This window comes from Streptacidiphilus pinicola (assembly GCF_003258295.1).
Lineage (GTDB): Bacteria > Actinomycetota > Actinomycetes > Streptomycetales > Streptomycetaceae > Streptacidiphilus > Streptacidiphilus pinicola.
In genome coordinates, this window is sequence record NZ_QKYN01000062.1 from 1 (window position 1) to 12,281 (window position 12,281).

11 protein-coding genes are annotated in these 12,281 nt (G+C 71.8%); 8 read left to right on the top strand and 3 right to left on the bottom strand.

Translation table 11 applies throughout. The features are described 5' to 3' along the window. Window positions 1–24: 24 nt before the first annotated feature. Entirely contained in the window at window positions 25–855 is an 831-nt protein-coding gene (locus DN069_RS16110; protein WP_111501689.1) for an alpha/beta hydrolase, read from the bottom strand. A 184-nt stretch (window positions 856–1,039) separates the two neighbouring features. Here DN069_RS16110 and DN069_RS16115 point away from each other — a divergent pair, with 184 nt between their 5' ends. The 7 genes from DN069_RS16115 (at window position 1,040) to DN069_RS16145 (ending at window position 8,728) form a co-directional block, all read left to right on the top strand. Beyond that, complete coding sequence (locus DN069_RS16115) at window positions 1,040–1,792, top strand: response regulator transcription factor (protein WP_111501690.1); 753 nt, start codon at window positions 1,040–1,042, stop codon at window positions 1,790–1,792. Between the two features lie 151 nt (window positions 1,793–1,943). Beyond that, window positions 1,944–2,975 (top strand): LacI family DNA-binding transcriptional regulator, encoded by a 1,032-nt coding sequence (locus DN069_RS16120; RefSeq protein WP_111501691.1) that lies wholly within the window; start codon window positions 1,944–1,946, stop codon window positions 2,973–2,975. A 90-nt stretch (window positions 2,976–3,065) separates the two neighbouring features. Continuing rightward, window positions 3,066–4,271 (top strand): S1C family serine protease, encoded by a 1,206-nt coding sequence (locus DN069_RS16125; protein WP_111501692.1) that lies wholly within the window; start codon window positions 3,066–3,068, stop codon window positions 4,269–4,271. 71 nt (window positions 4,272–4,342) lie between these two features. Beyond that, a complete protein-coding gene (locus DN069_RS16130; RefSeq protein ID WP_111501693.1) occupies window positions 4,343–5,065 on the top strand; it encodes a response regulator transcription factor in 723 nt (240 codons plus the stop codon). After that, entirely contained in the window at window positions 5,062–6,504 is a 1,443-nt protein-coding gene (locus tag DN069_RS16135; protein ID WP_111501694.1) for a sensor histidine kinase, read from the top strand. The genes DN069_RS16130 and DN069_RS16135 overlap by 4 nt, the downstream gene beginning before the upstream one ends. A gap of 95 nt (window positions 6,505–6,599) precedes the next feature. After that, a complete protein-coding gene (locus DN069_RS16140; protein ID WP_111501695.1) occupies window positions 6,600–7,442 on the top strand; it encodes a PDDEXK nuclease domain-containing protein in 843 nt (280 codons plus the stop codon). A gap of 68 nt (window positions 7,443–7,510) precedes the next feature. Beyond that, a complete protein-coding gene (locus DN069_RS16145) occupies window positions 7,511–8,728 on the top strand; it encodes an MFS transporter (RefSeq protein ID WP_207892170.1) in 1,218 nt (405 codons plus the stop codon). Between the two features lie 77 nt (window positions 8,729–8,805). On the opposite strand, the gene DN069_RS16150 is transcribed toward DN069_RS16145, so the two are convergent. Together DN069_RS16150 and DN069_RS16155 are read right to left on the bottom strand one after the other, a co-directional pair. Further along, window positions 8,806–9,153 (bottom strand): VOC family protein, encoded by a 348-nt coding sequence (locus DN069_RS16150; protein WP_111501697.1) that lies wholly within the window; start codon window positions 9,151–9,153, stop codon window positions 8,806–8,808. Between the two features lie 39 nt (window positions 9,154–9,192). Continuing rightward, window positions 9,193–9,648 (bottom strand): carboxymuconolactone decarboxylase family protein, encoded by a 456-nt coding sequence (locus tag DN069_RS16155; RefSeq protein WP_111501698.1) that lies wholly within the window; start codon window positions 9,646–9,648, stop codon window positions 9,193–9,195. A gap of 189 nt (window positions 9,649–9,837) precedes the next feature. Between DN069_RS16155 and DN069_RS16160 the strand changes: the two genes are divergently transcribed. After that, the gene (locus tag DN069_RS16160) at window positions 9,838–12,249 is read left to right on the top strand and encodes an ATP-binding protein (RefSeq protein ID WP_243639304.1); all 2,412 of its coding nucleotides are present in this window, start codon (window positions 9,838–9,840) and stop codon (window positions 12,247–12,249) included. Window positions 12,250–12,281: the final 32 nt, after the last annotated feature.

The window sequence follows — 12,281 nt, forward strand, 5'->3', positions numbered from 1 at the left end:
CACGCCCGGCAGGTCAGGGGCAGGTCAGCGGGCCGAAACCGGGGCCGTGACCCACGTCGCGACCCGTTCGAGCAGGGATTCCGTCGCCGCGTTCTCGGCGTGGCCGAAGCCGGGCTCGATCCACAGCTCCGGCCTCGGGGACGCGGCAGCCGCCGCCTCGGCCAGCGAGCGCGGGTGGTCGAGCGGGAAGTACGGGTCGGCGTCCCCGTGGACGACCAGCAGCGGGACGGTGATCTGCGCGGCCGCCGCGACCGGCGGCAGCGGGATCTCGGTCCACTCGTTCGGGTCGATCCGGGTCTTGAGTCCGACTCGGCCCACCACCCGTCCGAGGGGGCGCATCACGACCCAGTGCAGGCGCCGCATCGGCACCGTGCCCTGGTAGTACCAGCGGGCCGGCGCGCTCACCGCCGCGGCCGCGGCGACCCCGCCGCACAGCGCGGCGTGCCGGACGACGACCGCGCCGCCCATGGAGAATCCGACCGTGACCACGCGGGCGAAGCCGAGCGACCGGGCCCAGGCGACTGCGGCGTCGAGGTCGAGCACCTCCCGGTCGCCGACCGTGGAGAGGCCGCCGGAGCGTCCGTGGCCCCGGAACGAGAAGGTGACCACGCCGCCGTACCGCGCGAAGACCCGTGCCGCGCGCCGTACGGCGGGGCGTTCCACCGCCCCGGTGAATCCGTGCGCCAGGACGACGGCGACCTCGGACGCCGCATCCGAGGACGCGCCCCGCGCCGGGGGCAGATACTCGGCGTGCAGGGTGACGCCGTCGGCCGTGAGCAACCTCGCCTCGGCAGGAGAGCGCCAAAAACGCGAGGTGTCCATGAGACGGACAGCACTCTTCGCTGGGGCGTCCATGTGGGCTATTCTCCTAGTCAAGAGGGATCCGGGCAGTGTCGCCCCCGGATCCTTTTGTGCTTTGTGAACGCGAGATACGGACGTTCGTGCGAGAGCTCGGACGTTACCGGCTGCGCCCGACGACGTGCGCTGCCGGGGTACCGAGAAGTGTCACCGGCCCACCCGGAAAGGGGACTAACCGGGTATGAGTTCGCTGCTGCTGCTGACCAACGCCCTCCAGCCGTCTGCGGAGGTACTGCCTGCGCTCGGCCTGCTGCTGCACAACGTCCGGGTGGCGCCGGCCGAGGGCTCCGCCCTCGTCGACACCCCGAGCGCCGACGTGATCCTCGTCGACGGCCGCCGTGACCTGCCACACATCCGCGGACTGTGCCAGCTGCTCCGCTCGACGGGGCCCGGCGCACCCGTGCTGCTCGTGGTCACCGAGGGCGGCCTCGCCGCCGTCACGGCCGACTGGGGCGTGGACGACGTGCTGCTGGACACGGCCGGTCCGGCCGAGGTGGAGGCGCGGCTGCGCCTCGCGATCGGCCGCCAGTCCGTCGTCGCCGACGAGAGCCCGATGGAGATCCGCAACGGCGATCTCTCGGTCGACGAGGCCACCTACAGTGCCAAGCTCAAGGGCCGGGTGCTGGATCTCACGTTCAAGGAGTTCGAGCTCATCAAGTACCTCGCGCAGCACCCGGGCCGCGTCTTCACGCGGGCACAGCTGCTGCAGGAGGTCTGGGGCTACGACTACTTCGGTGGCACCCGGACGGTGGACGTCCACGTCCGGCGCCTGCGCGCCAAGCTCGGCCCCGAGCACGAGCAGCTGATCGGCACGGTGCGCAACGTCGGCTACCGCTTCGTCGTCCCGGACAAGTCCGAGAAGGGCGCCGCGCGCTCCGGGCAGCCGCAGGACGCGGAGGCCGGGGCGGACGCCGAGGTGGAGCTCGAGGTCTGAGACACGGACGCCAGGCGGGGCGCGAGGCGCGCCGCCGGGCGCACGCCCGCGCCCACAGCCACGTCACAGACCGTTCGTGAGCCGAGGGAGCCGATGAGGCAGCGAACGCCCCCTGGCCCGGACATGCCGTCCTGCAAGTAGAATCCGCCTCATGCCCAAGGTGACCCGCGACGATGTGGCCCGACTGGCGGGGACCTCGACCGCGGTCGTCAGCTACGTCATCAACAACGGACCGCGTCCCGTCGCTCCGGCGACGCGTGAGCGCGTTCTCGCAGCCATAGCCGAGCTCGGCTACCGCCCCAACAGCGTCGCCCAGGCGATGGCCAGTCGGCGGACCAACCTGATCGGCATGGTGGTACCCGACGCCCGCCAGCCGTTCTTCGCCGAACTCGCCCATGCGGTCGAACGTGCCGCATCGGAACGCGGCAAGATCGTACTGATCGGTAACTCCGACTACACCGGAGACCGGGAGATCCACTACGTGCGGGCCTTCCTCGGCATGCGCGTCTCCGGGCTGATCCTGATCTCCGAAGGCCCCTCGCAGCGGGCCGAGGAGGAGTTCGCCGCGCACAGCGACGCCCGCGTGGTGCTGCTGCACCGCCGCCCGGACAACTCCGACGACATCGCGGTGGTCACCGACGACATCGGCGGCTCGCGCCTCGCCGTTGAGCACCTGCTGCACCACCACGGGCACGCGTACGTGGCCTGCTTCGGCGGCCCGGTCAACGCGCCCGCGCCCGGCGACCCGGTCGTCGACCACATCGAGGGCTGGCGCCAGGCCATGGACGCCGCCGGCATCACCACCGAAGGCCGCCTCATCGACGCGCCCTTCGACCGCTACGGCGCCTACCAGGTCGCCCTCGACCTGCTCCGGGCCCCGGCGGACGAGCGCCCGACGGCGCTGTTCTGCTCCACGGACGACCAGGCGATAGGCGTGCTGCGCGCGGCCCGCGAGGCCGGCGTCACGATCGGCCGGGACCTCGCGGTGATCGGCTTCGACGACATCCAGGAGGCGGCGTTCTGCGACCCGCCGCTGACCACGATCGCCTCGGACCGGGACTCGATGGCCAAGGCCGCCGTCGACCTGGTGCTGGACGACTCGCTGGCGGTGCCGGGCTCCGACACCCCGCGGATCCGCAAGTTCCCCTCCCGGCTCGTGGTCCGTCGCAGCTGCGGCTGCTGAGGCCGGGAGTCTGCGGGTGCTCCGGGGTTCTGCCTCGCTTCTGACGGTGCTCTCAGGGACCTCTCATGTCCGGGGTCGACCGTATGACTCATGAGCGAGACGCCCCGGAACCACGCAGACGACCCGTACTCCTCGTCCGTGCCGCCGCTGCCCGGCTACCAGCCGACGGCCCACGAGACCCAGCCCCTCGAGGGCACGGTCCACCCGTCCACCGCCGCCGCGCAGCAGGGCTACCAGGCGCCGCAGTCGCAGCCGCAGGGCTACTACTTCAGCGCCGAGCAGCCGCAGGCCGGCTCCTCCGGTTCCGGCCAGCCGCCGTTCCAGCCCCCGGCCGACTCGGCGGGTGCCGCCTGGCCGCCGCCGCAGCAGCCCGAGCCACAGGGTGAGCCGCAGGCCAAGCGCCGGATGAAGCGCCCGGTGGCGCTGGTCGCCGCCGTCGCCGTGCTCTCCGCCCTGGCGGGTGGCGTCGCGGGTGGCCTGATCAGCGAGAAGACCAGCAACTCCGCCTCCTACGCCACCAGCGCGGTGGTGACCGGCGACAAGTCCGGCAGCACCAGCAACGTCTCCGCGATCGCCAAGGCCGTCTCGCCGGCTGTCGTCCAGATCACCGTCGACAACGGCAGCAGCGAGGAGCTCGGCACCGGCATGGTGCTGACCTCCACCGGCCAGATCCTGACCAACTACCACGTGATCTCCGACGCCGCGAACGGCAACGGCGGCACCATCAAGATCTCCTTCAGCAACGGCAAGACCGCGACCGGCAGCATCGTCGGCACCGACGCGTCCCTCGACGTCGCGGTGATCAAGGCTCAGGGCGTCAGCGGCCTGCCCACGGTCTCGCTCGGCGACTCCGGCCAGGTGGCCGTCGGCGACCAGGTCGTGGCCATCGGCAACCCGGACGGCCTCACCGGCACGGTCACCTCGGGCATCGTCAGCGCGCTGAACCGCCCGGTCAAGGTCGACGTCAGCCCCAGCACCGTGCAGGGCAACGGCGGCTTCGGCCTCCCGTTCTGGCAGGGCGACTCCAACCGCTCCTACCAGGGCAACTCCTCGCAGACCGCGTCCTACAACGCGATCCAGACCGACGCCTCGCTCAACCCCGGCAACAGCGGCGGCCCGCTGCTGAACGCCTCCGGCCAGGTCATCGGCATCAACGCGTCGATGTACTCCGACAGCAGTTCCTCCGGCTCCGGCTCCTCGCAGGCCGGCAGCGTCGGCCTGGGCTTCTCGATCCCGATCAACGCCGCCAAGGCGGTGCTGCCGCAGCTGCAGTCCGGTCAGAACATCACGAGCTGACGCGGTTCTGGCCGCTTCGTGGCGGACAATTGCCTCACACCATGGGTTAGAGAGTTCAAGGAGCAACGGGGATGACAGCCACCGAGTCCGACGCGCCGGCCCGGGTCCTGGTCGTGGACGACGAGCCCGCGCTGCGGGACGCGCTGGAGAGCAGTCTGGCCTTCGAGGGCTACGAGGTGCTGACCGCCTCGGACGGCCTCGAAGCGCTGGACGCGGTGGCGGCGGAACAGCCCGACCTGGTCCTGCTCGACATCATGATGCCGCGGATGGACGGCCTCACGGCCGTCCGCAGGCTCCGCAGCCGCGGCGACACCGTCCCGGTGCTCATGCTCACCGCGCGCGACGCGGTCGGCGACCGCGTCACCGGCCTCGACGTCGGCGCGGACGACTACCTCGCCAAGCCCTTCGAACTCGACGAGCTGCTGGCACGCGTCCGCGCCCTGCTGCGCCGCTCCGCGCTCTCCACCGCGGCGGGCCCTGCGGCGGACGCGGACGAGGTCCTGACCTTCGACGACCTCACCATGAACACCACCACCCGCGAGGTCACCCGTGCCGGCAAGCCGGTGGAGCTGACCCGCACGGAGTACATGCTGCTGGAGATGTTCATGGCCCACCCGCGCCAGGTCCTGACGCGGGAACAGATCCTCAAGGCGGTCTGGGGCTTCGACTTCGAGCCCTCCAGCAACTCCCTCGACGTCTACGTCATGTACCTCCGCCGCAAGACCGAAGCCGCCGGCCTCCCCCGTCTCGTGCACACCGTCCGCGGTGTGGGTTACGCGCTGCGTGCGTCATGACCGGCCGCTGGCGCCGGCTGACCCTCCGGGGCCGGCTGGCGACGCTGACGGCTGCGGTCGTCTCGGTGGCGGTGATCCTCTGCTGCGCGCTGGCGTGGTTCGCGGCGCGGGAGCAGATGAGCACACAGGTGAACGACACCCTGAAGCAGTCCTGGTCGGGGACCACCCCTGGGCAGGACCTCGGAGACAAGATCGTCCAATGGTGCCGGGGATCTGCCGAGCGGCCATTTGACCAGTCGCAGGCGGTCACCACCCTCATCTCGTCCTCCGGCCCCGTGTGCGGGGCGGGCGCCAAGTCGGTCAGGCCGACCCCCGACGACCTCTCCACCGCCGCCTCCGGCACACGGTCCCCTGCCGCGGCTTCAACGATTCACGACGGCCGCACATACGACGGGACGCCCATCCGCATCTACACGGTCAGCATTGGACCGGTCACCAACGGCTCGGAGACTGTCAACCTGGCCGTTTCGTTCGCGCAGCCCCTGCAGCCGATGGAGCGCGCGCTGGCCAAGCTCGCCCTGATTCTCCTGGCACTCGCTCTGCTCGTCATCGCGGGTGCGTTGATAGCGGCCTGGTACGTCGCCCGCACGGGTCTACGGCCGGTCGACAAACTCACCGCCGCCGTCGAGCACATCGCCCGCACGGAAGAGGTGGGAACCACCATCGACGTGGGCGAGGGCGAGGACGAGATCGCGCGACTTTCGTCCTCCTTCAACTCGATGTCCACCGCGCTCGCGTCCTCGCGGGAGCGGCAGTCGCAGCTGATCGCCGATGCCGGGCACGAGCTTCGGACGCCGCTGACCTCCCTGCGCACGAACGTGGACCTGCTGGTCCGGAGCGACGACACCGGGCGGCCGCTGCCGCCCGAGACGCACGCCAAGCTGCTGCGGAACATGAAGGCGCAGATGGGCGAGTTGTCGACGTTGATCGGTGACCTGCTGGAGCTGTCGCGGCCCACGCGCCGCAACGGCGCCAAGCCGTTGGAGGTCGTGGCGCTGCACGACATCGCCGCCCGCGCGCTGGACCGCGCGCGGCTGCGGGGGCCGGGGCTGGAGTTCACCGTCGCGATCGACCCCTGGTACGTCCGCGCGGACGCGCACGCGCTCGAACGGGCCGTCATCAACCTGCTCGACAACGCGGTGAAGTTCTCCCCCGCCGGCGGCACCATCGACCTCGGACTGCACTTCGGCACCCTCACCGTCCGCGACCACGGCCCGGGCATCCCCGAGGAGGACCTCCCCCACGTCTTCGAGCGCTTCTGGCGCTCGCCCTCCGCCCGCCAGATGCCGGGCTCCGGCCTCGGGCTTGCGATCGTCTCCCAGACCGTCCAGGACTGCGGCGGCGAGGTCTCCCTCTCCAACGCCAACCCCGGCACCCTCGCCACGATGAGGCTCCCCGGCGCCCCGACCCCTCCCCCGGACCTGCCGACGGCTCTGTAGGCCGTATTCCCAGGTCAAGCGAGATTCATCAAATGGCGTGAGCAGTACCGTTTCGTCAACGCGGCCTCAACGGGGCCTTGAGAAGCATCGGGCTCATGACCGATAACGAGCTCCCGCTCCCCGTTCAGGCCTTCCCCACCATGCGTGGGCTCGGCCGGGCCAATCTTCAGTACCTGCTGAAGATGTCCCGCACCTGGACGGAGCCAATTGTCCAACAACCTGTTGGACAATTGCCCTGGGGCCACATCACCGTCCTGTTGGACAAGCTGAAGACCCGGGCCGAACTGGACTTCTACGCTGCGGAAGCCGTCCAGCACGGCTGGTCACGCGGGGTGCTCCAGCACTGGATCGCGAGCCGACTGCATGCCACCAAGGGTGCCGCCCTCACGAACTTCGACCGAACCCTGCCCGAGGGCTCCGACGCGGTGCGCGAGTTGGTCAAAGACCCCTACCACCTCGATTTCCTCGAGCTGGACGGCGACGCCAAGGAGCGCGACCTGGAGGACGCCCTCGTCGCCCGGCTGGTCACGTTCCTCACCGAGCTCGGGGTGGGCTTCGCCTTTATGGGACGTCAGTACCCCGTCGTCGTCGGAGGCGAGACGTTCCGGATCGACCTGCTCTTCTACCACGCCCGCCTGCACCGCTACGTGGTCTTCGAGCTCAAGACCACGGACGCTCGCCCGGAACACGTCGGGAAACTCGGCTTCTACGTCGCCGTCGTCGACGACCTGGTCCGCGACGACGAGCGGGACGACTCGACCATCGGCATCCTGCTGAGCGCCGGCCGTAACGAGGCCGTGGTCGAGTACGCGCTCAGCGCCAACAACCGTCCCCTGGCATCCAGCACCTACACCGGGCTGCCGCCCCAGGTCCGTCGCCTCCTTCCGAGCGAGGGAGACCTGGCCCAGGTGGCTCAGGACGCGCTGGGGGAACCCTGACTCGCGGCAGCGTCTCATATAACAAAACAAACTGTCCCACCATATGAATACTGAGCCATCATGCTGGCATGTCCTCCAGTCAGCGTGAGGCCCACGCGTCCCCCCTCCCTGTTGCCGTCAGACCGGCTGCCCCGCACCGGCGTTGGGTGATGCTCGGGCTCGGGACCGCCGCGCAGACGGCGGCGTGCGCGTTCCTGTACGGGATGCCGTACCTGATCCCGTCGTTGCGCGGGGCGGAGGGGCTGACGCTGGCGCAGGCCGGGCTGTTGGTGGCGTGTCCGACGGTGGGGCTGTTGGTGGCGCTGTACGCGTGGGGCGCGGCGACCGACCGGTATGGGGAGCGCTGGGTGCTGGCGGCGGGGCTCGGGGCGGCGACAGCCGCGTTGGCCGTCGCGCTGACCGTGCACGGGTTGGTCCTGCTGGGGGCGCTGTTCGCGGTGGCGGGCGCGGCCGGGGCGAGTGTATCCGCGGCGAGCGGGCGGGTCGTGCTGGGCTGGTTCCCGCCGGAGCAGCGCGGGCTGGCGATGGGGGTGCGGCAGACCTCGACCCCGCTGGGGATGCTGGTCGCGGCCGTGGCGATCCCGCCGATCGCCGCCGCGCACGGCCCGCGCGGGGCGGTGCTGTTCGTCGCGGTGCTGTCCGGCGTGATGGCAGTGCTGACCGCGCTTCTCGTCGTCGATCCGCCGCGGGCGGCGCCCAAGGCGGCGGCAGCCGAGAAGCCGGGCAGCCCCTACCGCGGTGCGACTCTGTGGCGGATCCACGGTGCGAGCGCGCTGATGGTCTGGCCGCAGTTCACCATCGGCGCCTTCGGGCTGGTCTATCTGACGGACGTGCGCCACTGGTCCGCGGTGGCCGCGGGGCAGTTGATGGCCTGCGGCCAGGGCCTGGCCGCGGTCTGCAGGATCGGCGCGGGGCGCTGGTCGGACGCGGTCGGCAGCCGGCTGAGGCCGATGCGGTGGCTGGCGGTCGCGGTCGGTGTCCTGGGGGCGGGGCTGGCGCTGGCGGGCGACAGCGCCGTCGGCGTGGTCCTGCTGATCGTCCTGTGCGGGCTGGCGGCCAGCACGAACGGGCTGTCCTTCACCTCCGTCGCCGAACTGGCGGGCCCTGGGTGGGCGGGCCGCGCCCTCGCCGTGCAGAACACCGGACAGAACCTGACGGCGTCCCTGTGCCCGCCGGCCGTCGGCGCCCTGATCAGCGCCTCGGGCTTTCCCACCGCCTTCGCTGTCGCGGCGGCCTGCGCCTTCGCCTCGATCGCGGTCCTGCCCGCGACCAAGGCGGCGGCGTAGCCCGGGGCGGGGGCTCAGCCCGCCGCCCGCGCCACCAGATCGGCGATCCGGGTCTCATCGTTCATCCTGACGCTCGATCACTTCTTGAAGAACAGGACCAACTCGTAGCCGTCGGGATCGTGCAGGGAGAACTCGGTGCCCCCGCCGGACCGCTTGGTCGGTTCGCTCTCGGGCTTGTGTCCGGCGGCGACCAGCTCCTGATAGGCCTCGTCGAGGTTCTCCACCTTGACGTGGACGACCGGGCCGGTGGGCGCCTGGACGGGGCCGTCCGCCGCGGTGAAGGTGATCCAGAACCAGTTGACGTAGCACGTCGCCTGCGTGGCGTCCTGCTTGCCGATCCGGAACCCCAGGTCCTGGTAGAAGGCCACGGTCCGGTCGAGGTCGGCCACCGGGCAGGTCAGGCCGGAGATGCTGCTGAGCTTCACGCGAGATCCCTTCTGAAGTGGTGGGGGTGGGGGCGCGGCTCAGCCCCAGGCGCCGGCGATCTGACGGGTGGTCGCGTTGAGGCGGTTGAACAGGTTGGTGACGCCGATCATCAGGACGAGGCCGGCGAGCTGCTTCTCGTCGAAGTGGGTCGCCGCGGCGTCCCACACCTCGTCGTTGACGGCGTCGGCGCGGTCGGCCAGCCGGGTCGCGGCCTCGGCCAGGGCGAGCGCTGCGCGCTCGGGGGCAGTGAAGTACGGGGTCTCGCGCCAGGCGGCGACCGTGGCCAGTCGCTCGTCGGACACCCCGGCCTTGCGGGCCATCTTCGCCCCGCCGTCCACGCAGGCGCTGCAGCCGTTGATCTGGCTGACCCGCAGGTGCACCAGCTCCAGGGTCTGCTGGTCCACCCCGGAGGAGTGCGCGACCTTGGCGATCTGCTGGATCGGCTGCATGGCGTCGGAGAGGACAACGGCGGGGTTCTGCATACGGGACTGCATCGCGGTGAGCTCCTTGGTCGTTTTTCCGGTTCCGCCCCGTTCCCTCGGGGCGTGACTCCATGACAGCCGTTCCGGCACGCCGCGACGACGGCGGTGGGACACTGTGGGACAGCCGGAACAGCCCTGAGCAGGGCCGGTTCGGCCGGAGAAATCTCCGTGGGGGCGGGACAGAAGGGCGGGGGAACAGTGGTGGTACAGCCGCAGGCGGCGCGGCCGGAGCCGCAGGACGAGCTGGCGGACCGGTTGCGGATGCTCCAGGAGCTGTCCGGGCTCGGCGTCCGGGCGCTCGCACGGGACAGCGGCCTGAGCTCCTCGTCGCTCTCGCGCTACCTCAGCGGTCAGACGGTGCCGCCCTGGCCCGCGGTGATATCGCTCTGCCGCCTCGTCAAACGGGACCCGCGGCCACTGCGACCGGTATGGGAGCGGGCCTCGAACCCGCTGCCCGCGCCGCCCAGGACGAGCCGTCAGGTGCACTTCCCGCCCCGCAACGACCTGCCGCGCGACGTCCCCGACTTCACCGGGCGCGCGTCCCAACTCGCGGCCGTGCTGGACACGGTGGAGCGCAGCCGGGTGGTGGCGATCGACGGCATGGCGGGGGTGGGCAAGACCTGTCTCGCGGTGCACGCCGCGCACCGGCTCGCCGCCGACTATCCGGACGCCCAGCTCTACCTGGACCTGCACGGTTTCACCGAGGGCCGCGACCCGCTGGACGCGGATCCCGCGCTGCGCTCGCTGCTCACCGCGCTCGACGTGCCCTCCGAGCGGGTCCCGCGCGAGGGCGTGGAGCAACTGGCCGCCTGCTGGCGCGCGGAGCTGGCCCGACGACGGGCCGTCGTGGTGCTCGACAACGTCGCCGACGCCGAGCATGTGCGCCCGCTGCTGCCGGGCGCGGGCCCGTCCGTCGTCCTGATCACGAGTCGCAACCGGTTGGTCGAGCTCGACGAGGTACCGCCGGTCTCACTCGACGTGCTCACCACCGAGGAGAGCGCCCAGCTGCTGGCCCGCGCCAGTGGGGAGCCCGGCCAGTCGCCCGAGGCCCACGAGCCCGCCGGCACGGAGGGCCGGCTGGCCCGGGAGCCCGAGGCGGCGGCCGAGGTGCTGCGGCTGTGCGGGCGGCTGCCGCTGGCCCTGCGGCTGGCCGGGGCGCGCCTGCGGCACCGGCCGGGCTGGACGGTCGGCATCCTGGTCGAGCGGATGGCCGAGGGCGTGACCGAGTTCGACACGGCCTTCGCGATGTCGGTCCGCCAGCTGGACCGCGCGACCGGCCGCTTCTTCCGCCTGCTGGGCCTGCTGCCGGGCTCCTCCTTCGACGAGCACCTGGCCGCGGCGCTGGCCGAGGTCACGCCGCGCAGCGCCCGCGCGATGCTGGAGGACCTGCTCGACGCGCACCTGGTGCAGCAGCCGCAGGCGGGCCGCTACCGGATGCACGACCTGGTCCACCAGCACGCGCGCCGCGCCTGCGAGCAGCAGGACACCCCGGCGGAACGGGAGCGGGCGCTGGGCCGGCTGCTCGACTACTACGTGCACGCGGCCGCCGCCGCGGACGCGGCCATGCCGTTCCAGGCCCGCGTTCGCGCCGTCACCGCGGGCCTGCCGCCGGCCGAGCTGCCGCGCTTCGCCGACAAGACGGCCGCGTTCGCGTGGTACGCCACCGAGTACGAGAACCTGATCGCCGTCTTCGAGACCGCGGTCGCCACCGGCGCCGACGTCCACGCCTGCGAGCTGCCCCGCTTCATGCGGGCCTTCTTCGCCCGGCGCTGCGGCACGACGCACCTGAACTTCCTCTTCGAGCGCTCGCTGGCCGCCGCCGAGCGCCTCGGCGACCCGCTGCAGCTCGCCGAGGCCCACAGCGACCTCGGCTTCGCCCGCTACAACGCCGGCCGGATGGCGGACGCGGCCGCGCAGTACGAGACGGCGGAGTCGCTGGTCGCCGCGGCCGGCGACGTCTGGTCGCGGGCCGAGCTGACGATGCGCCGCGCGTTCCTCGGCTGGGACGAGGGACAGGTCGAGGAACCCCTGGAACTCTTCCGCGAGGCCGGCCGCCTCTACGCGGACGCCGGCTGTCCGAGCGGCGCGGCCCACGCGACCGCGTACGAGGCCTGGGCGATGCTGCAGCTGGGCCACCACGAGGAGGCGGCGCGCCTCGCCCGCGAGGCGCTGGCCGCCGCGCCGCAGGCGGATCCGGCGGGTCCCCCGGCTCTGACGGCCCGGATCACGCTCGGCGTGGCGATCGCGGACGAGCAGCCGGAGCAGGCCACCGAGCACCTGCGCGAGGCGCTGGCGCTGGCCCGTGAGGACGGCCACCGCCACAACGAGGCCTGGGGCCTGAACTGTCTCGGCGTCGCGCTGCGCCGCATGGGCCGGTACGAGGAGGCGCTGGCCAGCCACGAGGCGGCCTTCGCGCTGCTGGAGGAGCTCTTCGAGGAGCACTGGAAGATCCACTTCCTGAACTCCTACGCCGAGACCTGCCGCCTTGCCGGCCTCCCCGACCAGGCCCTGGCCCTGCACCGCGAGGCCCTGGAGCTCGCTCCCAAGCTCGGCTACCGCCACGAGGAGTCCCTCGCCCAGGCAGGCATCGCCCGGATTCTTGAGGCAACGTAGCCAGTTGCACCTGCCACTCCCCGCGGGAGCAA

Excerpts from the sequence above, each read along its gene's own strand:
- DN069_RS16120 (WP_111501691.1), top strand. The coding sequence starts at position 1,944 with ATGCCCAAGGTGACCCGCGACGATGTGGCCCGACTGGCGGGGACCTCG.
- DN069_RS16155 (WP_111501698.1), bottom strand. The coding sequence starts at position 9,648 with ATGCAGTCCCGTATGCAGAACCCCGCCGTTGTCCTCTCCGACGCCATG.
- DN069_RS16140 (WP_111501695.1), top strand. The coding sequence starts at position 6,600 with ATGACCGATAACGAGCTCCCGCTCCCCGTTCAGGCCTTCCCCACCATG.
- DN069_RS16110 (WP_111501689.1), bottom strand. The coding sequence starts at position 855 with ATGGACGCCCCAGCGAAGAGTGCTGTCCGTCTCATGGACACCTCGCGT.
- DN069_RS16145 (WP_207892170.1), top strand. The coding sequence starts at position 7,511 with ATGTCCTCCAGTCAGCGTGAGGCCCACGCGTCCCCCCTCCCTGTTGCC.
- DN069_RS16125 (WP_111501692.1), top strand. The coding sequence starts at position 3,066 with ATGAGCGAGACGCCCCGGAACCACGCAGACGACCCGTACTCCTCGTCC.
- DN069_RS16130 (WP_111501693.1), top strand. The coding sequence starts at position 4,343 with ATGACAGCCACCGAGTCCGACGCGCCGGCCCGGGTCCTGGTCGTGGAC.
- DN069_RS16135 (WP_111501694.1), top strand. The coding sequence starts at position 5,062 with ATGACCGGCCGCTGGCGCCGGCTGACCCTCCGGGGCCGGCTGGCGACG.
- DN069_RS16115 (WP_111501690.1), top strand. The coding sequence starts at position 1,040 with ATGAGTTCGCTGCTGCTGCTGACCAACGCCCTCCAGCCGTCTGCGGAG.